The following is a 21,818-nucleotide window of genomic DNA, read 5'->3' on the forward strand; positions in this document are numbered from 1 at the left end:
AAGGGTTGCCGTGGAAGGCAAGAGAGCATACCTAGCCCAAAGCGACGGGGAGAAGCTCCGCCGCCTAATCGAGGGAACGGTGGCTTCGATGACCGCCGAAAAGCTGTCGACACGTTACGACCGAGGTCTGGAGCACGATCGCCTCTACGAAAGGGCGCTCGCTGAGTTTCGTATTCTCGTTCTTCACCCGCGCACGCGCATGGCGTCCCTGCGCGCGTTTCTCGACCACGAACTTCCGCGGGGCCGGCCCTACTATGTCAAGGTTCTGTTCCTGGAAACCGTCGCGCGCCTGCTCGGCCGGGAATGGGTCTCGGATGACTGCGACTTCATCGACGTCACAATAGGAACCTCCCGTCTGCAGGCGCTGGCAATCTCCCTGTCGCTCGACCTGCGGGAAGCCGATCGCAATCGAAATGCGCCCGCAGCGCTGATCATGACGCCGTCTGGCGAGCAGCATACGCTGATGCCGCATCTGATTGGCCTGCTCTTCGACAGCCTTGGCTGGACAAGCGAGGTGCTTGAGCCCTCGGCCTTGAGAACGCCGACCTTCGCACGTGCCGTCGAAGAGGCGGATGTCGCCTGCATCGGCTGGAGCAACATCCGGCTTGCTACAGAATTCAAGACCCTGGTTCAGGATGTGCGCAAGCTTCGCCCCGGGCCGCGCCTACCCCTCATCGTCGGCGGCGCAGCAGCGCTGGATTCCGTTGATTTTCTTGTAGGTTTGGGGATTGACTGCATCTGTGACAGCGTTTACTCCGCCGTTAAGATCTGCGAAAGTTACTATGAATTGGAAAGAATCAGCCAGCAGGCTAGCGCCGCCGGCCGAACGGCAGTGGTTACACCCAGCGGAATCGATTGGCTCACTCCATGAAGCCACTGAACGGTCATAGCGGTACAGATGGCTTCGCGGTTGCAGACAGCCTGTTGAAGACGCTCGATCCGGATTCGATAGGCTCGCTGGTGAGCCTCGGCGCAGACGTCGTTCTGCTCGTCGACCAGTCCTCGATCATCTCACAAGTCTATTTCACCAACAAGGATCTTGCCGACTATGGCTTGTCAAAGACGGTTGGCAAGCGGCTTCAGGACTGCGTGACGATCGAGTCGGTCCCGAAGATCGACTCCATGCTGTCGGCAGAGACCAGCCACCGCCCCCTGCGCGGCTACCAGGTCAACCACAAGTGCAGCGGGAAGCCCGATCTTCCGGTCGTCTACTCCGCCTACACCGCCCGAGACTTTCCCTATACCATCGTGGTTGGCCGCGAGCTGCGCCAGCAGATGCTCGACCAGCAGCGCCTCGTCCAGACGCAGATGGAACTGGAGGCCGACTACCGCGAACTGAAGGAAGCCGAGACCCGTTATCGGACAGCTTTCAAGGTCGCAACCGTCGCCTATGTCATGCTCGATGGCGAACGGCGTACGATTTTGGATGCCAATCCGGCTGCCAGCACGCTTCTGTCCTCGACCGGCGCCCCCCTGTCCGGCAAGTCCATCCGCGACCTCTTCGCCAAGGAAGACCGCGATCGGGTTGGAGACGCGATCAGCGAGGCACGCCACAGTCCCAATCCGGTCAATGTGGATGGCGTAAGCGTCGCCAAGGGCGAGCCCGTTTCGCTCACGATCCGCTCCTATCGGGAAAACGGCATCACCAATGTTCTTCTGGCGATCTGGCCAGCCGACCAGGACAAGGAAAGCAAGCGCCAGCGTACGGAGCGGCCGGTCGGCGGCACGGGGGTCGAGATTGCGGATCTGCCTGAGGCCGTCTTGCTGACGGATGCCGAAGGTGTCGTCATCGCGGCCAATACCCTGTTTCTAGACCTCATTCATGCGCCGTCCCTGACCCAGGTTCTCGGCCGCAACATCGGATCCTGGTTCACGAGCGCCGCCATCGATATCCGCGTGCTCTACACGCGCCTCCTGGACGAGCCGTCCATTCGCGGCTTCACCTCGACCCTGACCGACAATCTTTCCGGCGAAAGCGCCGTCAGCATCTCGGCCCGGCTCAATGCCAGCAGCAACACGATCCAGTTGATCGTGATCCCACAGCAGACGGGCAATGAGCGCCTGACCATTCCGTCTCCGGGCATGTCCGACCAGGCCGAGGGCTTTTCCGCACTCGTGGGCAAGGTTCCGCTCAAGGACCTGATCCGGGAATCCCTCGATGTGATCGAAAAGATCTGCATCGAGGCGGCACTCGACCAAACCAGCAACAACCGCGCCTATGCAGCGGAGATCCTAGGCCTTTCGCGCCAGAGCCTCTATATCAAGCTGCGGCGCCACGGGCTTGAGGACTACCGTCCCGGCTCCGATCGTCACGCCTGACAGACGATCAAGACTGTCAATTTTAGTTGACACATCCCAGGGTGCGGACTAGCCTCCTCCCATGGCTCAGATCCCTTCCCATGTCCCGGCAGCCTCCTACCCGTCGCCTAAGGCGGTGGTGCAGTTGTTGAAGCCGATTACATGGTTTCCGCCGATGTGGGCCTTTGCCTGTGGCGCGATTGCCTCGGGAGCTGGCATAGGCGACCGGTGGTTTCCGATCGCGCTCGGCGTACTCCTCGCCGGACCGCTGCTGTGTGGCATGAGCCAGGCAGTCAACGATTGGTTCGATCGCCACGTCGACGCGATCAACGAGCCGCATAGGGTCATTCCATCGGGCCGAATGCCCGGCCAATGGGGACTGGCCATCGCAATAGTCATGTCCGTTCTGTCCATGGCCGTTGCAGCATTTCTTGGACCACTCGTCTTTGCCGCTGCTCTGGTTGGCCTCGCGCTCGCCTGGGGCTACAGCGCGCCACCCTTCCGCTTCAAGCAAAATGGCTGGATCGGCAATGGCGTTGTCGGCCTGAGTTATGAGACCCTGCCCTGGATCACGGCCGCGACGGCAGCGCTCGGCCATGCGCCGTCCACCCGCACCCTTTTGATTGCGCTTCTCTACGGCGTCGGCGCTCACGGCATCCTGACGCTGAATGATTTCAAATCGATCAAGGGCGATCAGCAGATGGGCGTCGACACGCTGCCGGTTCTGCACGGCGCCCTCAACGCTGCCCGGATTGCCTGCCTCGTCATGGCCGTCCCACAGGCCTGCGTCATCCTTCTGCTCGCACAGGCCGGCCTAGAGACAGGGGCAATCCTCGTCGGCGTCGTTCTCGCCCTGCAACTCCTCTGCATGATCCGTTTCCTGCGTGATCCCGAAGGCAAGGCGGTCTGGTACTCGGCGGTGGGTGTGGGTCTCTATGTCACCGGTATGATGGCGGCAGCTGTGGCGCTCGGATCACTGACGCCCCCCGCGCCATCCCTCGGATAGAAAGCGCGATCATGCGTCAGCTTGCCATCAAGCCCCAATCCAGCCGCTCCGCAGACGAGGGCCTCGGCTGGTTCGCGATCATCCGGCTGGGCCTCGTCCAGGCAGCACTCGGCGCAATCGTGGTGCTGACGACCTCGACCCTGAACCGGGTGATGATCGTCGAACTCGGTCTCGCCGCCGTCATCCCGGGTCTGCTGGTCGGCCTGCACTACGGCGTCCAGATCACCCGCCCCATCTGGGGCCACAAGTCCGATACCGGCCGATCCCGAACACACTGGATCCTCGGCGGCCTTGCCCTCCTCGCCGTTTCTGGAACGGGCGCGGCTGCAACGACACTTCTCTTCGAGCAGTCGGTTCTCGCCGGCATCATGGCAGCGATCGTCGCCTATATCCTGATCGGCATCGGCATTGGCGCCTCTGGAACATCTCTGCTTGCGCTGATCGCCATGAAGACGGCAGTCGAAAAACGCGCAGCAGCCGCGACGATCACCTGGATGCTGATGATCACAGGCATCATCGTGACATCCATCGTCGTTGGCGCGCAGCTCGATCCCTATTCCCACGAGCGCCTGGTCGCCGTCACGGCAGCGACCGGCGTGGTTGCCTTCCTCATCGGCATCGTCGGAGTGGCGGGCATGGAGGCCCGACCGACGGTGGGGGCATCGGAAGAGCGCCCCGCGGTTGCGGGCTTCCGGGAAAGCTTGCGAGACGTACTCGATGACCGCGAGGCGCGACTCTTCACACTGTTCATCTTCCTTTCCATGCTGGCCTTCGCCACACAGGACCTCATCCTTGAGCCCTATGCCGGCCTTCTCTTCGGCATGACGCCGGGCGAAACGACGGCGCTCTCAGGCATCCAGCATGGCGGCGTGCTGCTTGGCATGATGACAGTTGGGCTTTCGGGCGCGCTCCTTGGAAAACACTATCCCAATCTGCCGAGACATTTCATCACCTGGGGCTGCTTCGGCTCGGCAGTGGCTTTGGGCGCCCTTGCGCTGTCCACGCAAGCCGCACCCTTCTGGCCGCTGGAGTTCAACATCTTCCTGCTCGGCGCGACCAACGGCGCCTTTGCGGTAGCAGCCGTCGGCACGATGATGATCCTTGCGGGACAGGGCCGGACATCCAACTACGGAATGCGGATGGGCGTCTGGGGTGCAGCACAGGCTATCGCCTTTGGACTCGGCGGCGTCCTGGGAACGGTGGCGCTCGATCTCGGCCGCTGGCTGATGGCGAGTGATGCACATGCTTTCGCGGCGGTCTTCTCGATTGAGGCGGGCCTTTTCCTCGTGTCGGCACTCGTCGCAACGCGTATCGGACATCAGTCGATGCGATCGCAAGCCCCGATTCAAGACGCTGCTATCATGCCTGGAGAATGAACCCTGAGGCCGGATGCCCGGCAGGGAGACGCGCATGTCGAAGATTTATGACGTTGTCGTTGTCGGTGGAGGCCCCTGTGGTGCCATGGCCGCCGAGCGGCTGGCCGAGAAGGGGCATAGCGTGCTCCTCGTCGACCCGGACAACCGGATCAAGCCCTGCGGTGGGGCAATCCCGTCGAGAGCGCTGGCCGATTTCGCCATTCCCGAGGCCCAGCTGGTGGCGCGCGCCAATGCGGCGCGGATCATCGCACCATCAGGTCGGACCGTGGACATGACGATCGGCGACATCGGTTATGTCGGCATGGTCGATCGCGCCGCCTTCGACCCTTACCTTCGTCAGCGCGCCGCCGACGCCGGAGCGGAGAGACTTTGCGGCAAGCTCGACAAGATGGCGGAAGGAGACGGCGGCCTGCTCGAACTGACAGTGGAATCGACGGCCAAGGATGCCGGTCCGGAACCGATCCAGATCCGGGCCCGACGCGTCATCGGTGCAGACGGCGCCAACTCGGCCGTGCGGCGCCTGATGTTCCCGGCCTCCCGCAAGCCGCCCTATGTCTTTGCCTATCACGAGATCGTCGAAAGCCCGTCCAACGCCGATGAGTCCGTCTTCAAGGCCGACCGCTGTGACGTCGTCTATGATGGCCGCATCTCGCCTGACTTCTATGGCTGGGTCTTCCCCCATGGGGGCCACACCAGCATCGGCACAGGCACGGCCGTCAAGGGTCACAACATCCGGGAGGCGACGCGGGCCTTGAAGCTTGCGGCCGGCCTTGGCGACTGTCGGGTCATCCGAAGAGAAGGGGCGCCCTTGCCCTTGAAGCCGATGAAGCGCTGGGACAACGGCCGCAACGTTCTGCTGGCTGGCGATGCCGCAGGCACCGTCGCCCCGTCTTCGGGCGAAGGCATATATTACGCCATGCTCTGCGGAAGGCTATCGGCAGACGCCGTGCACCACTCACTGCTGTCGAATAGCGGGCGGGCATTGGCCGATGCGCGCCGGACCTTCATGCGGGCTCATGGCAGGGTCTTCCTGATCCTCGGCATCATGCAGAAGATCTGGTATCGCAACGACAGGCTGCGCGAGAAGTTCGTGGCCATGTGCGCAGATCCCGACGTGCAGCGGCTGACCTGGGAATCCTATCTCAACAAGAAACTCGTGCGCCGTGACCCCCTCGCCCATTTGCGCGTTTTCTTCAAAGATCTCGCGAAGCTGTTCGGCATCCCTGCAGGGCAAAGATGACGGCATCGCTGGTCTTCCTCTTCACGTCCGGCTGGATCAGTGCGGTGGCGATTGCGCTGTTGTGGGCAATCACCCTGATCGTCGCCCGGCGATCACCAGAGCCACGATCGACTTTCGTCAATCTCGCGCCCAATGCCATCTCGGGCAGCGCTCTTCTCGCCGCCTTCGGGCTGGCCATGCGCCAGACACAGGTTCTGTGGCTGGCCCTGCTGCTGGCTATCTCGCTGGTCGCCTTCCTGATCGATTTACGGATCAGGCTTGCGGCTCAGGACTCCGGGTTGAGGCGGCGAACGGATTGATTGAGTGCGCCGGCAGCCGTCACCCAGACGAGATAGGGAACGAACAAGACCGATGCGAGCGGCGCCACAGGCCAGGCAACCAGGATGAACAGCGCAACGGAAAGCCAGAGAACTGAAACATCCACGAGCGCGAGATCCATACGCCGCATGCCGAAGAAGAAATAGGACCAGAGAGCATTGGCCACAATCTGCACTGACCACACGGCCATGGGCAGGGACCAGCCGGCGACATCCCAGATCAGCCAGCCTGCATAGCCGATCAGCACATAAAGGATCGTCCAGACGACGGGAAAGGCCCATTTGGGCGGTGTCCAGCTCGGTTTGCGCAGGTTCTCGTACCACTCGCCGGGCTTGAAGACCGCGCCGCTCGAGGCGGCTGCGAGAACAATGACGAGAAAGACGACTGCGGCCATGATCCAGCTCCGGGTTGGTTTCCGTATATTGAAGCATATCGCCTGCATTCTGGTTCCAAGCTTGGCTTCAGAATGAGAGGCGAACCACCCGGCGAGTGAACCGGACGGGTCAATTTTATGCCAGCATGATTTGTTACTTCATCCGCGATGCCATGGGAGGATACACATGTCGAGGATAATTGCAGCCGCTTGCACCGTCGCAGCCCTTTTGCTGTCTCAGAACGCTTTCGCGCAGGAAGGAGACGCTGCAGCCGGTGAGGCCGTGTTCAAGAAATGCGCGGCCTGTCACAACGTCGCCGACGCCAAACATAAGGTTGGCCCCTCTCTCCAGGGCGTGATCGGGCGCCAGCCCGGCATAGCCGAAGGCTTCAAATACTCCAAGGCAATGACCGATTTCGGCGCCGGCAAGGTATGGGATGACGCACAGCTGGCCGCTTACCTCGAGAATCCCCGTGGCGTGGTCAAGGGCACGCGCATGGCCTTTGCCGGCTTGAAGGATCCGAAGGAAATCGCCGACGTAATCGCTTATATGAAAACCTTCCCGGCCCCCTGATCTCTGGGGGCTCGTTCCGCCGGGATGCAGATTCCGGCGGAATTCCGCGAAAAAGTGTAAAAAAAAGTTTACATATCGCTCGTCTTCTCCGAATATGCAGATATTGCACCAGTCTCAGGCAACCGCCCACCGGATGCGCCAAATCGGCGCTCGCAGCGACAGCGGACCCAGGAGAATTGGGCTCTTTCGTGGGAGGAGAGCACAGTGGGTTTTTCTTTTGCGAATGACGTCGCCACCCCTCTGCTTGACCAGGTGCGCGTCCCTGACGACCTGAAAAGCATGGACCAGGCGGCGCTCTGTCGTCTCGCGCAGGAACTGCGCGGCGAGACACTTCGGGTTGTCTCCGAAACCGGCGGCCACCTCGGCTCCAGTCTTGGCGTGATAGAGCTGACTGTCGCCATCCACGCCTCTTTCTCAGCCCCGCGCGACACGATCATCTGGGATGTCAGCCACCAGTGTTATCCGCACAAGATCCTGACCGGACGGCGGGACCGCATGCGCAGCCTGCGCAAGAAGGACGGCCTGTCCGGCTTTACCCGTCGTGGCGAGAGCCCTTTCGACCCCTTCGGTGCCGCTCACTCGTCCACGTCGATTTCAGCAGGCCTCGGCTTTGCCACTGCCCGGGACTTGAAGGGGGAAGACGGACATGTCGTGTGCATCATCGGCGACGGCGCGATGTCCGCAGGCATGGCCTTCGAAGCGATGAACAATGCCGGGGCATCAGGCCGCCCGCTGATCGTCATTCTCAACGACAACGACATGTCGATTTCAGCCTCGACCGGAGCGCTCAACCGCCACCTCTCGGACGTCCGCCGGAAAGCCGGGACGAATGTCGGCAACGTGTTCGAGAACTTCGGCTTCGACTATCGTGGACCGGTCGACGGGCATGATCTCGACGTGCTGGTTCCACTTCTGGCAGAACTGCGGGACGAGAAGGATGGTCCGATCCTCTTGCATGTTATCACGCGCAAGGGAGCCGGATACGCACCGGCCGAAGCAGCCGAGGACAAGTATCACGGCGTGAACCCGTTCGATGTGTCAACGGGCAAGCAAAACAAGGCAGAAGCAAAGGCGCCGAGCTACACGCGGGTCTTCGCCGACGCCCTGATTGCGGAAGCTGAAACGGATGACCGCATTGTCGCGATCACGGCCGCCATGGCGGCCGGCACCGGTGTCGACCGCTTTGGAGCCGCCTTTCCCGATCGGACCTTCGATGTCGGCATTGCCGAACAGCATGCCGTCACCTTCGCGGCCGGTCTCGCGGCCAGCGGCATGAAACCATTCTGCGCGATCTATTCGACCTTCCTGCAGCGCGCCTATGACCAGATCGTCCATGATGTGGCCCTGCAGCAGTTGCCTGTCCGTTTCGCGATCGACAGAGCCGGGCTGGTCGGGGCTGACGGCCCGACCCATGCCGGCGCCTTCGATATCCTCTACCTGGCAAATTTGCCGGGCTTTACCGTGATGGCCGCAAGCGATGAGGCTGAACTCGTCCACATGGTTGCGACGGCGGCAGCCCATGATCACGGCCCGATTGCATTTCGCTACCCGCGTGGCGAGGGCACGGGCGTCCCCCTTCCAATCCGTGGCGAAGTTCTGCCGATCGGCCGCGGTCGCATCATCGAGCAGGGAGGCCAGATCGCGCTCCTGTCATTCGGCACCCGGCTTGCCGACTGTCTCAAGGCCCGCCGCCTTCTGGCACTCGAAGGAATTTCCGTGACGGTCGCCGACGCGCGTTTTGCCAAGCCGCTCGATACCGCGCTTCTGGCTGAACTCGTCGACAACCATTCGATGCTGGTGACGGTCGAGGAAGGCGCGACCGGCGGGTTCGGCGCACTCGTTCTTCACCACCTCGCCAATCACGGCATGCTCGACGGACGTTGTGCCGTCCGGACCCTGACGCTACCGGACACGTTCATCGCCCAGGCAAGCCCCGAGGACATGTACGAGGAAGCCAAGCTGACAGCCCGCCACATTGCGGCTGCAGCGCGCAACGGCCTTACGGTGGCAAGGCCTAATGCCGATATTCGCAGGTCCACAAGGGCCGGACAGCAGGAACTGCCGACGCGCCTCCACCGCGCGGAGGACCGCTGAACTAAACCACAAGACGGCATCGGGCGTATTCGACTACGAGAGGTTTGGCGTCGGCGCAAGAATGCACTAATATCCCATCGGGATGAGCGGATCTGCCCAAGCCGATGACCGGGAGGGTGATATGGCGGGTGAAAAGAACGGGGGACCACCCGGCGGGGCGGACGAACCTCCGTACAATGGTGATGGTAGGTCTTCGCTGTCGAAGTCGGACACGCGGCTGACAAGCCTGGAGCAGCGCATTCTCGAAGGCGCGATCCGGGATGCCGTGCCGCGGCTCGTGGGAGCGAGCCATGCGGATATGACAAAAGGTCCGCGCGTGAGCGAGATGCCGCCGGAAATCGATTTCCATCTGCATCCGGAACTGGATCCGAAGGCGCGCGAGTTGCCGGGAACCGACAAGGCGATCACCTACCGATCCGCGCTGACTGAGGCCCTCGTCCAGGCAGATCCTCGTGGTCACCGGGAGATCATCGAGGAATTGCAGCGCACTGACCTGCCCATGCACACGCTCGCGATCCAGCTTTTTTCGCCTGTCGCCGCGCAACTCGGTCGGCTCTGGTGCAATGACGAAACCGATTTCATCCAGGTTGCCGTGGCCTCAACCAGGCTCGGCATGATCGTCAACCATCTGTCGCAGAACCGCAGCCAGACCATTCGCGATCGCCAAAAGGCGCGCCGCGTGTTACTGGCGCGGACCCCGGGCGCCCTGCACACCATCGGCGTATCGATCGTTGCTTCCTGTTTTCGCGACATGGGCTGGGACGTCGAAGGTGGGGCGGACCTCGAACTCAACGACAGCCTCTACATGCGCCTGTCGAATTCCTCCTACACTCTTTTGGGTATCTCGGTCGGCCGTGTCGACGAAGTGGATGAATGCGCCTCTGCCATTCGCCGGGTTCAGTCCAGGCGCAGCCCGGGTCCGATGAAGATCGCGGTCGGTGGTCCGGCCGTCATGAAGGACCCGCGCGCCTTCGGCAATATCGGCGCCGACATGGTGGCGAAATCGGCACTCGAGGTCATGCATCTGGCGGACCGGATGGGCGCTTGACCGCACCGCAGACGCTGTTGTGTCTAGTGTCAGCCCGTGACACCAAAGACCAGCGACCAGGGTCCGCGAGCGTCAGTCCGGCGCTCGCCAAGCGCATAGATGATCTCGATAGGATCCACCTCAAAGGCAGCACTCACGGCATGCGATGTGGGATTGGCGACAAGTATGTAGTGCCGTCCGTCCTCGAGCGGCCACTCGACTCGGATGACGCCATTTTCGGCAGCATAACGCCCGCCCTGACGCATCCGCGCCAGCAACGGCACGACACGCTCTCGCCGAAGCGCAATGAGCTGGCGGTAGCGTTCGATCCAGGTCGAACCATGTTTTGAACCTGCCTGCTCCCAGTCGAGGATCGCAGAGCGGAATGTCTCCGCCGATGTCGGGTCGAGCACATGGTCCCCGTCGAAACCCGGCAACTTCGAGAGCTCATTCCGCCGGCCGTCGCGTACGGCTGCGTTGAGCTCCTCGTCGAAATCGCAAAAATAGGGAAATGGCTTTTTTGAACACCACTCCTCGCCCATGAATAGCATGGGAATTTGCGGTGAGAGCAGCATCAGCGAAACGGCGAAGGCGAGCGCCTGTTCGGGAAGCGCGGCCATCACTCTGTCACCGTGGGCACGGTTGCCGATCTGGTCGTGATTGTGAAGGAATGAAACCAGAGCCGAAGGTGGGAGATGTGCGCTCGGACGGCCGCGCCGTTCACCGCGATAGGGCATCACGTCACCCTGATACACGAAGCCTTCCGCCAGAGCCTTTGCAAGAGCCGCACCCGCATCCCGGTAATCGGCGTAGTAGCCAAAGGTCTCGCCGGTCGTGGCCACATGCAAAGCGTGGTGGACATCGTCGTTCCACTGAGCGTCGAACGTGTCGGTACTGGGCTGGCCCCGCTCGAGCAGAAGCGGGTCATTCTCCTCGTTCTCGACGATCAGATGAATGTGGCGATCGGCAAAACGCTCCCGCACACGCGCCGCGAGTTCGTGCAAGAAGTGCGGTTCACTGTCGTCGCGGATGGCGTGCACGGCATCGAGCCGCAGTCCATCGACATGAAACTCCCCGATCCAGAAGAGCGCGTTTTCGATCAGGAATGCGCGCACCATCTCGCTCTGCGCATCATCGAAGTTGATACCGTCGCCCCATGGCGTCTGATGATGCGGCGAGAACAGCGGCGCATAAGCCGGCATGAAGTTTCCGGACGGGCCGAAGTGATTGTAGACGACATCGAGGAACACGGAGATGCCCCTTTGATGGGCCGCCTGAACGAGCAGCGCCAGTTCGTCCGGGCGTCCATACCGACTGTCCGGCGCATACGGCATGACACCGTCATAACCCCAGTTCCAACGACCGGGAAAATCGGCGATCGGCATCAGCTGGATGGCGGTTATCCCAAGGTTGCCGAGGTGATCCAGCCTGTCGATCGCAGCTCGGAAGGTACCCTCATCCGTGAATGTGCCGACATGCAGCTCGTAGATGACCATGTCCGCCCAGGGCCGCCCGCGCCAAATGGCGTCGCGGGTCTTCTGCGTCGAAAGATCGACGACCTCGCTCGGCCCGAAGACGTCCTCGGGCTGGTGCCGGCTTGCAGGATCCGGGACAATGAGGCCATCCGGCAGTCGAAACCGATAGCGGGTACCCGGCCGTGCCCCAGTGACTTTGAGGCGAAACAGGCCATCCGCCTGCCGATCCATGTCCTTCGCAGGAGCGCCGTCAATTTCGAGCGTCACCGATTTGCAATGCGGCGCCCACAACCGAAACAAAACCCCGTCATCTTCAATGACGGGGCCAAAAAGATAATCTGTCACCGCTGCTTCTCCTACGCTGCCACGAGGAGGCAACGCAGGAAGTGGTGAATGGTTCGCCCCCCCAGCGCGAAAGGTGGAAGGACGGTTATCGCGTCATGATCCCTGGGGTGAAAATGGCAGCGGAAAGGTGACCGCCTGCCCCGTTTCTGCAGACTTCTGTGCTGCGAGCCCCATGGCCACCGCCCACCAGCCGTCATCGAGCGCAACCTCGACCGGCCGCTCGCCCTTTACCGCCTTCTGGAAGCGCTGGTGCTGATAGAAGGTCGAGCCGTTGTGGTCACCGGCTTCCAGCAGGTGCGGATCAACCGGAATTTCGACGACGCGCGGCCCTTTCGGATCACGCGGTGAGATGATGACCTGAGCAATCGGTGGCTCGCCGAGATGTTCGGGCCAGAAGCGGCCGGGTCCTGGCACCAGGCACTCGATCTTGCCGGTGGGGCCAACTGCCGAGATTTCCTCCTGATAGCGGGCACCTTCGGCAAACATGCAGAGCTCGAGCATCGCCCGCGCCCCGGAGGCAAAGTCGACAATCACATAGGCATTGTCCCAAATGTCGGAGCGATTTCCGTCATAGACCTCGTCGACATGATTCACGGACTGTCCACCCGAAGCCATGATGCGAACCGGGTCGGATTTCAGGATGTGCCGCATCAGATCGAAGAAATGGCAGCATTTCTCGACGAGGGTCCCACCCGTGTTGCGATTGAACCGGTTCCAGTCGCCGACCTTTTCGAGAAACGGAAAACGATGCTCGCGGATGGTCAACATGCGGATGCCACCGGTGGCATCGTCCGCCTGTTCGATCATCCGCGCGACCGGCGGCATGTAGCGGTATTCCATGGCGACCCAAATCGGCGCCGGATAGGCAGCTCGCAGGGCGGCAAGGCGCGGAGCATCGGCAGAATCGGTGAACAACGGCTTCTCCACCAGCACCGGCAGCGGCCGAATCCCAGCGATCTTTTCCAATTGCTCGAGATGCAGATAGTTGGGGCTTGCGATCAGCAGGCAGTTCACGGCCTCGACAGCAAGCAGCTCCTCGATCGAGGCGACCATCTTTGCCGTCGGGACAGCCTCCGCTGACAGCGCGCGCATGCCGGCATCCGGCTCATAGATCGCGACCACCGATGCATCCTGCAGAAGGGCGATGTTGCGCAGGTGCTCCTGCCCCATCATGCCGCAACCGATGATCCCGTATTGAAGTCCTGCCACGCTTTCCTCCTCAATTGAACCGCTCCTCGCGGTTATGTCATTTCAGCCGCGATACGTATCGGGCGACGGTGTGATCGAGCCAGGTCCGCGAGACTTCCGCACGGGCTCCCTCCTGATCCTGGCTGATGCGTTGAATATGTGTGGCGGGCGCGCCTGGCCTCAGACCGAAGCTCGCAGGCGCCCAGTCCGGCACCACGTCGAGACCGATCTGGTCCTCGGCCCTCGCAATCCAGAGCGAGAGCTTGGTGCGATAGAACAGATAGAGGGATTCCGAGACCGCCTCGGGGTCAATCGTCTCGACGTAAGACCCGTCGAGCCAGATTTCCTCAAGCGCCGCCGGACGGCCGGAAAGACGCCGCAAACGCCGGATCCGATGCGCCTCCGCGGACGTGCCGAATGTCGGCAGCCCGTCCGGTTTCGGCAGTCGGTCGATCGACAGGATCTCGGCGGTCGGCAAACCGCCGCCGCCCGGGAGTTCAAGCCGGAACATCGAATAAACAGATTTCGGATCGGAGATCGCCCGCACGTAATTGCCGGAGCCCTGAATGCGCTCCAGCAGCCCGCGATTTTGCAGCTCGGCCAATGCCTTGCGCAAAGTGCCGACGGCAATGCCGAGTTCTTCGGCCATATCCCGCTCTGGCGGCAGCTTTTCACCGTCGATCAGCCGTCCCGCCGCGATATCACGCACCAGAAGCTCGGTAATCTGCACATAGATGGGAAGGCTGCCGGGCGGCTGCGTTGCGGAGTTCTGTGGCACTTCGGTATCGCCGAGAAAAAATTGATACACTATTGATCTACATCAAATCGAGTGTTAGGCAAGAGGAAAGTTGGAGCCTTGGAGGAGACCTCAATGACTGTCGTACCTGTCACATCGGCCGATATCGATGGCGCGGAAGTGTCGTGGTTCGCAGCCCTTTGCTCTGACGATTATCAATTTCTCGGGGTGCCTGATGGAGCTTTGCGGTCGAGCTTCGAGCACTGCTCCGACATCGTCCAGAAGGCCGAGCAGCTGGGCTTTCGCAACATCCTCTGCCCTTCCTCCTATCAGGTAGGCCAGGACACGCTGAGCTTCGTCGCCGGCTGTGCCCCGATCACGTCCAAGATCAACATGCTCGCCGCCATCCGCTGCGGCGAGATGCAGCCGATCATGCTGGCGCGCACGGTTGCGACCCTCGACCACATGCTCAAGGGCCGCCTGACGCTCAACGTCATCAGCTCGGATTTTCCAGGCGAAGTCGCAGACAGTGCCTTCCGCTACAAGCGCAGCCATGAGGTGGTCGAGATCCTCCGCCAGGCGTGGACGCGTGACACGATCGACCACGAAGGCGAGGTCTACCAGTTCAAGGGCGTCTCGACCGAGCCCGCCCGCCCGTATCAGCAGAACGGTGGCCCACTCCTCTATTTCGGCGGCTATTCCCCCGATGCGCTGGAGCTCTGCGGCGCGCAATGCGACGTCTATCTGATGTGGCCGGAGAAGAAGGACCAGCTCGCCGAGCGGATGAAGGCTGTGCATGCGCGCGCCGAAGCCCATGGCCGGACCCTCGATTACGGTCTGCGCGTCCACATGATCGTCCGCGACACCGAGAAGGAAGCCCGCGAATACGCCGAATACATCGTATCGAAGCTCGATGACGAATATGGCAAGCTGATCCGCGATCGTGCACATGACTCGATCTCGCTCGGTGTCGCCCATCAGGCCCGCGCCCGCGAGCTCGCCGACCAGTTTGGCTATATCGAGCCGCACATGTGGACCGGCATCGGCCGCGCCCGCTCCGGCTGTGGTGCAGCACTCGTCGGCTCCACCGACCAGATCCTCTCGGAACTGGAAGAGTATAGGAAGATGGGCATCCGCGCCTTCATCCTGTCAGGATATCCGCATATCGACGAGGCGGTTCACTTCGGCACCAAGGTGCTGCCGGAACTCAAGACTGTCTCGCTTCCCCACGCTTATGGCCGCGTCCCCTCGGAAACGCCGCCCACACCTCTCGGAAATGGAGTTCGCCGCTGATGCAGCGCGTCAATCTTACCCCTGATCTCACCTTCAGCCGCCTGGTCTACGGCATGTGGCGCATCGGCGACGATGCCGACACCTCGCCCAAGCATGTGCAGGCCAAGATCGAGGCCTGCCTCGCCCAGGGCATCACCACCATGGATCAGGCCGACATCTATGGCGGTTACACCGCAGAAGCGATCCTCGGCAACGCGCTGAAGGCCTCCCCCGGCCTGCGCGACAAGCTCGAGATCGTCACCAAATGCGATATCGTCGCCCCGGTCGGTCGCCATTCGGCAGCCCGCGTCAAGTACTACGATACGTCGGCGGCTCACATCACCGCCTCGGTCGAAGCCTCGCTCACCGACATGGGCACCGATCATGTCGACCTGCTGCTGATCCACCGCCCCGACCCTCTGATTGATCCCGATGAAACGGGCCCGGCTCTCGATGCGCTCGTAGCGTCCGGCAAGGTACGCGCCGTTGGCGTTTCCAATTTCCGCCCCTGGGACTTCTCGCTGCTGCAGTCTTCGATGGAGAACAACCTCGTCACCAACCAGATCGAGATGAGCCTGCTTGCGACAGATACCTTTGTGAACGGCGATCTCGCCTATTTGCAGGAACGCATGGTGTCGCCGATGGCCTGGTCGCCGCTGGGTGGCGGACGCCTCCTCGACGGATCGAAGCCGGAACTCCTGTCGGCCCTGAAGCGCATTGGCGCAGAAAATGGCGTCGACGAAACGGCTGTCGCGGGTGCCTGGCTGCTGCGTCATCCGGCCACCATCATGCCGGTCATGGGCACCAATTCACTCGATCGTATTGCCAAGATTGCAGACGCGACGAAGGTGGAGCTGGATCGCCAGACCTGGTTCGAGCTTTATACTCTTGCGATCGGACAGGAGGTCGCCTGATGATGGCTGCTAATGACATTCATGCGTTGGAGGCCGTCTTCGTTCCCGGCGCCGACAACCATCGTGCTTTTCGCAATGCACTGGGCAGCTTCACCACGGGTGTGACCGTGGTGACCGCGACGACCTCAGACGGTCCGATCGGCATGACGGTGAACAGCTTTGCCTCGGTTTCGCTCGATCCGCCTCTGGTGCTCTGGTCGCCGGCCAAGAGTTCATCTCGATACGGCGCATTTACGGGCGCCCGACATTTCGCGATCCACGTGCTCGGCGCGGATCAGGATCACCTGAGCGCCGCCTTCACACGCGGCGGCAATGGCTTCGACGGGATCGAGGTCAGGTTCAACGACGAAGGCGTGCCGGTTCTGCCCGGCACGCTCGCGCGTTTCGAATGCGCTGAACAGGCGCAGCATGACGCCGGGGATCACACGATCATCATCGGCAGGGTGTTAAGGGTCGCACATCGGCAGGGAGAACCGCTGTGCTTCTCGGGGGGACGGTTCGGACGCTTCGCCGTCTGAATTGAATTTGGGAGGAGGTCGTCGGCAGCATGAAATACATGCTGCGGCGCGACGGTCGAAGACGATCCGGAACAAGTCTGCGAGTAGAAGATTGCTCCGCGCGGATCTGAATGGGGAACAGCCGTGTTTGTGCGGCGGGAACAAGTCTTCGATAGTGCGCCGAATTGACCGATGACAAGAAACGGGTGGAGACATGACGGCACTTTCGAACCTGACCAATCTGCTCGGCCGGCTGAACGCTGCCGTGTTGACGGTCGGATTGTGGCTTGGGGCCGGCGCACTCGGCATCATGCTCGTGTTCATTCTCGTTCAGGTCTTCTTTCGCTACGTCCTCGGCAATGCTCTGCCCTGGAGTGAGGAAGGCTCCCGTTTCCTGATGCTCTGGATGACGGGCTTGATGGTGCCGACGGCATTCCGCCAGGGCGGCTTTGTCGCCATCACGATGATCCTCGACATCTTTCCGCGTCTGATCGGCGGCCTGATCAACCTGCTTTTCCTTGGACTGGCGGCGGTCCTGCTTTATGTCGCCATGCGCATCGGCTGGGCTGAAGTGACAGGGCTCGGCGGACGATTTGCCATGCCGGCGATTTCCGTACCAACATCTCTGGACCTCAGCACCTGGATGAAGGTGCCGCGCGGCTGGATGATGGCTTCGCTCGCAACGGGTGTAACCATGATGTTTGTGGTCAGCATCGAACTGATCCTGCGCAGCCTTATCGAACTGACAGGACATCAAGAAAAGCTCGAGCCGGTCGCCTCGCTCGCAGGACTGGGAGCCGAGTGATGCTGACACTTTTCCTCCCCCTTTTCATGATCCTTCTGCTGCTCGGCTTTCCGATCGTGTTCGGCCTGATCGCAGCGCCCGGCATTCTGCTCTGGCTGAACGGCCAGGAGCGCGACATCGTGCTTCTCTATCGCAATGTCTATAACGGGATGGACAGCTTCCCGCTGATGGCGATCCCTTTCTTCATGCTGGCCGGGGAACTGATGAACCGGGCCGGCATCACCATGCGTCTCGTCGAGTTCGCCCAGGCGGTGATCGGCCATCTGCGCGGCGGCCTCGCGCACGTCAACATTTTGTCCTCGATGCTGTTTGCCGGCCTGTCAGGCTCGGCCGTGGCGGACGTATCCGCACTTGGCTCGATGCTGATCCCGGCGATGGAGAAGCAGGGCTACAGCCGAAAATTTGCGACCGCCGTCACGGCGGCATCCTCGATCATCGGCCCGATCATCCCACCGTCCGGCATCATGATCATCTATGCCTATGTCATGGGCGAAAGCGTGGCTGCGCTTTTCCTGGCTGGCATCGTTCCGGGTGTCCTGATCGGCCTCAGCCTCATGGCGATCGTCTACCTGCTTGCCGATCGCGAGAACCTGCCCGCTGCGACGACCCGAGCAACCTGGTCCGAACGTGGCCGCGCAAGCCTCAATGCCTTCTGGCCGCTGATGACACCGGTCATCATCATGGGTGGTATTCTCGGCGGCATCTTCACGCCGACGGAAGCCTCTGCCGTTGCCGTCGGCTACGCAATCTTCATTGGCCTCTTCGTGCTGCGCAGTCTGAAACTCGGCGACATGCCGAGAATTCTGATGCGCGCCGCCATGACCTCGGCGGTTGTCCTGCTTCTCGTAGGCGCAGCAATGGCCTTCAAGACGGTCGCCAGCCTTTCGCACACGCCTGAGCTGCTGGCCTCGATCATCCTGAGCCTGAGTGAAAATCCGCTAGTCCTGTTGCTGCTGATCAATCTGCTGCTCTTCGTCGTTGGCATGTTCCTCGATGCAGGTCCGGCAATCATCATTCTCGGCCCGATCCTCGGCCCCATATTCACACAGATGGGTGTGGATTCCGTCCACTTCGCCATCATCATGGCGGTCAACCTGACGGTTGGCCTTCTGACCCCACCCATGGGCCTGGTACTCTTCGTCTCGTCGTCCGTCTCCGGCCTAAAGGTCGAGACGATCGCCAAGGCCACACTGCCGTTCTTGGCGGCGGAAATCGTTGTGATCTTCCTGATCACCTATTTCCCCGCTTTGACGCTCACGCTCCCGCGCCTTGCGGGCTTCGTCGACTAACTTGAGAAAAGGGAGGAACCAGAATGCTCAAGTCCATGTTGAAAACCTTGCTGCTGGCCAGCGCACTCACCATCACCGGTGTTGCGCAGGCAGCAGACATCACGCTGCGCGCCACCGCCAACTCCAACGAAAACGACGAGGATTATGATGGCCTTGTCGTCTTCAAGAACTATGTCGAGAACGCCTCGAACGGCGCGATCGCCGTCGAACTCTTCATCGGTACCCAGCTCTGCGCCACGGGTGAAGAATGCCTCCAGGGCGTCGCCGACGGCTCGCTCGATATCTACATCTCGACCTCGGGCGGGGCAGCCGGCCTCTTCCCCTATATCCAGGTTCTCGACCTGCCTTACCTGATGAGCGACGACCGCGTGGCAGAGACCGTGCTGACCGGCGACTTCACACGCAAGCTGCGCGAAAAGGCCCTGGCCGATAGCGACAACAAGATCCGCCTGATGACCATCGGCAACACCGGCGGCTGGCGCAACTACGCCAATACTCAGAAGGCGGTGAAGACACCGGAAGATCTGAAGGGTCTGAAGATGCGCACCGTCCCGGCCGATCTGCCGCAGCAGGTGGCGACCGCCGTGGGAGCCGCGCCGACCCCGATCCCGTGGCCGGAACTCTTCACCTCGCTGCAGACCGGCGTGGTCGAAGGCACGGCAAACGGCATCACCGACATCATGTCCATGAAGTTCCCGGATGCCGGCCTGAAATATCTGACACTCGACGGCCACAGCTACATGGGCGCCTTCTGGTGGATGTCGAATGACCGCTTCCAGGGCCTGACGCCGGATCAGAAGCAGATCGTCGTTGACGGATTCGCAGCCCTTCAGCAGGCGACCTTCGCCTCGCCAAAGCGCAAGGAAATCGCCGCCTATCAGGACTTTGCCAAGGCCGGCGGCGAGATCTACGTGCCGACGCCTGCCGAGAAGGAAGCCTTCAAGACCGCCGTCTCGCCCGTCTTCGACTGGTTCAAGACGAATGTGACAGGCGGAGCCGAAGTGTTCGACCTGTTCACAGCAGCGGTTGCCGATGCCCAGAAGAAGGTTGACGCCGAACGCGCAGCTGATCTGAACTGACGACATCAGGGATGCGCGGTACGCCGCGCATCCCTTCATTCCGCCCTCCGCATCATCTGATACCACCATGCACGGGGCGCTCTACCAGAGGTGATCCATGCCAGACCCGTCCATTGCCTCGCCCAAGCAGGAGCGGGACAGCCGCCCCTTGACCCTGCGCGAGCGCTGGCAAGCCTTGTTTCCCGGTCTGTCCGTCACGGTCTTGATCGCTCTCGCATCCGCCTTTCTGTCTGAACATTACGGCGCACCGGCCATGCTGCTGGCGATCCTGATCGGGCTGGCCTTGCACTTCCTTGCAGAAGATCCGAAGACGGCAGCAGGCTTGGACTTCGCGTCGCGCACGGTGCTGCGGGTGGGCATTGCGTTGCTCGGCCTCAGGGTGAGTGTCGCGATGTTCGCCGAACTGGGTGCTGCGGTGATCGTCATGATCGTTGGCGCAGTCTTGCTCACCATCCTCTTCGGCATCCTCGCCTCGCGCCTCTCTGGCCAAGGCACACAGTTCGGCGTGCTGACGGGCGGCGCGGTCGCCATATGCGGCGCCTCGGCAGCCCTTGCGATCTCCGCGACGCTTGGAAACCGCAGCAAGGAAGCCGACCAGCAGATGGTCTTCACGGTCATCGGCGTCACCATGCTGTCGACGCTCGCCATGATCTTCTACCCGATCCTGGCAAGCCTTGCGGGTCTCGACGACCACCAGACCGGTATCTTTCTGGGCTCGACGATCCATGACGTCGCTCAAGTCGCAGGCGCCGGTTTCTCGGTCTCCGTCCCTGCAGGCGAGACAGCGGTTTTCGTGAAGCTCATCCGTGTGACTATGCTGGCCCCAGTCGTGCTGGTCGCCGCACTCGCCTTCCGCCGCACGGTCTCCGGCGACGTCAAGCGCCCGCCCCTCCTGCCTGGCTTCGTGGTCGCATTCCTATTGCTGGCTGCCTTGAACTCGCTCGTCAGCATCCCACCCGTGGTCGGCGACTGGGCGGGCATGGTCTCACGCTGGGCGCTGCTCGTGGCAATCGCCGCCGTCGGTGTGAAGACCTCCCTGCCCGAGGTTTTCAAGATCGGCGGACGGGCGATAGGCCTGCTGGTTGCCGACACCGTCTTCCTGGCGGCAATCGTGCTCGCCGTCCTGGTCTTTGTCGGACTGTGACCGCCTGCTCTTCGCCCATTGGGCAGCGACGCAGAATCCGTTACAGCATCAGGTAAAATCGGCGGAGTGCGAGGAGGATCCATGGCAAAGACAACCAAGACACCGGCGAACGGCCTGAAGCCGGCGCTGACGCAGGATCCCCATGCCGTACGCGAGCCCCGCGCCAACAATCTCGAAATGGCGATTGGCCATGAGGTGCGCACCTATCGCAAGAAGCTCGGTATAACAGTTGCCGATCTCGCCGCGGCAACGGGCATGTCGGTCGGCATGCTCTCAAAGATCGAGAACGGCAATATATCGCCTTCGCTGACCACCCTTCAGGCGCTGTCCAAGGCGCTGGGAATGCCGATCACCGCCTTCTTCCGTGGCTTCGAGGAGCCGAAATCGGCGAGCTTCGTCAAAGCGGGCGAAGGCGTGAACCTGGAGCGCCGGGGAACCCGCGCCGGACATCACTACAGCCTGCTTGGCCATATCGAAAACAACACCTCGGGCGTCGTCGTCGAGCCCTATCTGATCACGCTGAACGCGGAATCGGACGTCTTTCCGACTTTCCAGCACGAAGGCATGGAGTTCCTCTACATGCTGGAGGGCGAAGTAGTTTATCGCCACGGGGATAGCCTCTACCGGATGCAGGCAGGCGATAGCCTCTTCTTCGACGCCGACGCCCCGCACGGCCCGGAAGAGCTCGTAAGCCTGCCGGCGCGCTACCTCTCGATCATCTCCTATCCACAACGCCGATAGTTGCCCAACAGGAAAACTTTATTCCCT

The 21,818-nt window shown here is 61.7% G+C and carries 21 protein-coding genes; 17 read left to right on the plus strand and 4 right to left on the minus strand.

The annotated features are described in order from the left end of the window. The first annotated feature begins 88 nt into the window (after window positions 1–88). The 6 genes from GH983_RS15960 (at window position 89) to GH983_RS15985 (ending at window position 6,219) form a co-directional block, all read left to right on the plus strand. Window positions 89–871 (plus strand): cobalamin-binding protein, encoded by a 783-nt coding sequence (locus GH983_RS15960; RefSeq protein ID WP_054147801.1) that lies wholly within the window; start codon window positions 89–91, stop codon window positions 869–871. After that, window positions 868–2,319, plus strand: a complete 1,452-nt coding sequence (ppsR, locus tag GH983_RS15965) for a transcriptional regulator PpsR (RefSeq protein ID WP_069043224.1) — start codon at window positions 868–870, stop codon at window positions 2,317–2,319. Before GH983_RS15960 ends, ppsR begins: the two co-directional genes overlap by 4 nt. Window positions 2,320–2,380: 61 nt before the next feature. Next, on the plus strand, window positions 2,381–3,304 hold the full coding sequence (gene chlG / locus GH983_RS15970) for a chlorophyll synthase ChlG (RefSeq protein WP_069043223.1): 924 nt from the start codon (window positions 2,381–2,383) through the stop codon (window positions 3,302–3,304). A gap of 11 nt (window positions 3,305–3,315) precedes the next feature. Beyond that, a complete protein-coding gene (locus GH983_RS15975; protein ID WP_069043222.1) occupies window positions 3,316–4,680 on the plus strand; it encodes a BCD family MFS transporter in 1,365 nt (454 codons plus the stop codon). A 34-nt stretch (window positions 4,681–4,714) separates the two neighbouring features. After that, window positions 4,715–5,920, plus strand: coding sequence for a geranylgeranyl diphosphate reductase (locus tag GH983_RS15980; RefSeq protein ID WP_153762907.1), 1,206 nt, complete (start codon window positions 4,715–4,717; stop codon window positions 5,918–5,920). After that, window positions 5,917–6,219 (plus strand): hypothetical protein, encoded by a 303-nt coding sequence (locus GH983_RS15985; protein WP_153762908.1) that lies wholly within the window; start codon window positions 5,917–5,919, stop codon window positions 6,217–6,219. The genes GH983_RS15980 and GH983_RS15985 overlap by 4 nt, the downstream gene beginning before the upstream one ends. Here the strand turns inward: GH983_RS15985 and GH983_RS15990 are convergent. Then, window positions 6,186–6,632, minus strand: a complete 447-nt coding sequence (locus tag GH983_RS15990; protein ID WP_054147795.1) for a TspO/MBR family protein — start codon at window positions 6,630–6,632, stop codon at window positions 6,186–6,188. The genes GH983_RS15985 and GH983_RS15990 overlap by 34 nt on opposite strands. A 166-nt stretch (window positions 6,633–6,798) precedes the next feature. Here GH983_RS15990 and GH983_RS15995 point away from each other — a divergent pair, with 166 nt between their 5' ends. The 3 genes from GH983_RS15995 to GH983_RS16005 all read left to right on the plus strand — a co-directional run bounded on the left by GH983_RS15995 (window position 6,799) and on the right by GH983_RS16005 (window position 10,327). Further along, window positions 6,799–7,185, plus strand: coding sequence for a cytochrome c family protein (locus GH983_RS15995; RefSeq protein ID WP_054147794.1), 387 nt, complete (start codon window positions 6,799–6,801; stop codon window positions 7,183–7,185). A gap of 279 nt (window positions 7,186–7,464) precedes the next feature. Continuing rightward, window positions 7,465–9,279, plus strand: a complete 1,815-nt coding sequence (gene dxs, locus GH983_RS16000; protein ID WP_246727577.1) for a 1-deoxy-D-xylulose-5-phosphate synthase — start codon at window positions 7,465–7,467, stop codon at window positions 9,277–9,279. A 121-nt stretch (window positions 9,280–9,400) separates the two neighbouring features. Then, window positions 9,401–10,327 (plus strand): B12-binding domain-containing protein, encoded by a 927-nt coding sequence (locus tag GH983_RS16005; RefSeq protein WP_236759280.1) that lies wholly within the window; start codon window positions 9,401–9,403, stop codon window positions 10,325–10,327. 29 nt (window positions 10,328–10,356) lie between these two features. Here GH983_RS16005 and treZ read toward each other — a convergent pair whose 3' ends face one another. From treZ to GH983_RS16020, 3 genes are all read right to left on the minus strand, one after another. Beyond that, entirely contained in the window at window positions 10,357–12,126 is a 1,770-nt protein-coding gene (gene treZ, locus GH983_RS16010; RefSeq protein ID WP_153762910.1) for a malto-oligosyltrehalose trehalohydrolase, read from the minus strand. A 93-nt stretch (window positions 12,127–12,219) separates the two neighbouring features. Continuing rightward, window positions 12,220–13,335, minus strand: a complete 1,116-nt coding sequence (locus GH983_RS16015; protein ID WP_083229668.1) for a Gfo/Idh/MocA family protein — start codon at window positions 13,333–13,335, stop codon at window positions 12,220–12,222. Between the two features lie 37 nt (window positions 13,336–13,372). Then, a complete protein-coding gene (locus GH983_RS16020; protein WP_150127496.1) occupies window positions 13,373–14,122 on the minus strand; it encodes a GntR family transcriptional regulator in 750 nt (249 codons plus the stop codon). Between the two features lie 63 nt (window positions 14,123–14,185). Here GH983_RS16020 and GH983_RS16025 point away from each other — a divergent pair, with 63 nt between their 5' ends. The 8 genes from GH983_RS16025 to GH983_RS16060 all read left to right on the plus strand — a co-directional run bounded on the left by GH983_RS16025 (window position 14,186) and on the right by GH983_RS16060 (window position 21,791). Then, a complete protein-coding gene (locus tag GH983_RS16025; RefSeq protein ID WP_054147791.1) occupies window positions 14,186–15,343 on the plus strand; it encodes an LLM class flavin-dependent oxidoreductase in 1,158 nt (385 codons plus the stop codon). Further along, complete coding sequence (locus GH983_RS16030; RefSeq protein WP_069043218.1) at window positions 15,343–16,236, plus strand: aldo/keto reductase family oxidoreductase; 894 nt, start codon at window positions 15,343–15,345, stop codon at window positions 16,234–16,236. Before GH983_RS16025 ends, GH983_RS16030 begins: the two co-directional genes overlap by 1 nt. Continuing rightward, the gene (locus GH983_RS16035) at window positions 16,236–16,754 is read left to right on the plus strand and encodes a flavin reductase family protein (protein WP_069043217.1); all 519 of its coding nucleotides are present in this window, start codon (window positions 16,236–16,238) and stop codon (window positions 16,752–16,754) included. Before GH983_RS16030 ends, GH983_RS16035 begins: the two co-directional genes overlap by 1 nt. Window positions 16,755–16,947: 193 nt before the next feature. Continuing rightward, window positions 16,948–17,538: a TRAP transporter small permease gene (locus GH983_RS16040; protein ID WP_054147788.1), complete on the plus strand. Its 591-nt coding sequence runs from the start codon at window positions 16,948–16,950 to the stop codon at window positions 17,536–17,538. Then, a complete protein-coding gene (locus GH983_RS16045; RefSeq protein ID WP_054147787.1) occupies window positions 17,538–18,827 on the plus strand; it encodes a TRAP transporter large permease in 1,290 nt (429 codons plus the stop codon). The genes GH983_RS16040 and GH983_RS16045 overlap by 1 nt, the downstream gene beginning before the upstream one ends. A gap of 23 nt (window positions 18,828–18,850) precedes the next feature. After that, complete coding sequence (dctP, locus tag GH983_RS16050; RefSeq protein WP_054147786.1) at window positions 18,851–19,906, plus strand: TRAP transporter substrate-binding protein DctP; 1,056 nt, start codon at window positions 18,851–18,853, stop codon at window positions 19,904–19,906. 97 nt (window positions 19,907–20,003) lie between these two features. Beyond that, window positions 20,004–21,050: a YeiH family protein gene (locus tag GH983_RS16055; protein ID WP_069043215.1), complete on the plus strand. Its 1,047-nt coding sequence runs from the start codon at window positions 20,004–20,006 to the stop codon at window positions 21,048–21,050. An 81-nt stretch (window positions 21,051–21,131) separates the two neighbouring features. Continuing rightward, entirely contained in the window at window positions 21,132–21,791 is a 660-nt protein-coding gene (locus GH983_RS16060; RefSeq protein WP_153762911.1) for an XRE family transcriptional regulator, read from the plus strand. Window positions 21,792–21,818: the final 27 nt, after the last annotated feature.

Source organism: Agrobacterium sp. MA01, from assembly GCF_009650195.1.
Taxonomy (GTDB): domain Bacteria; phylum Pseudomonadota; class Alphaproteobacteria; order Rhizobiales; family Rhizobiaceae; genus Allorhizobium.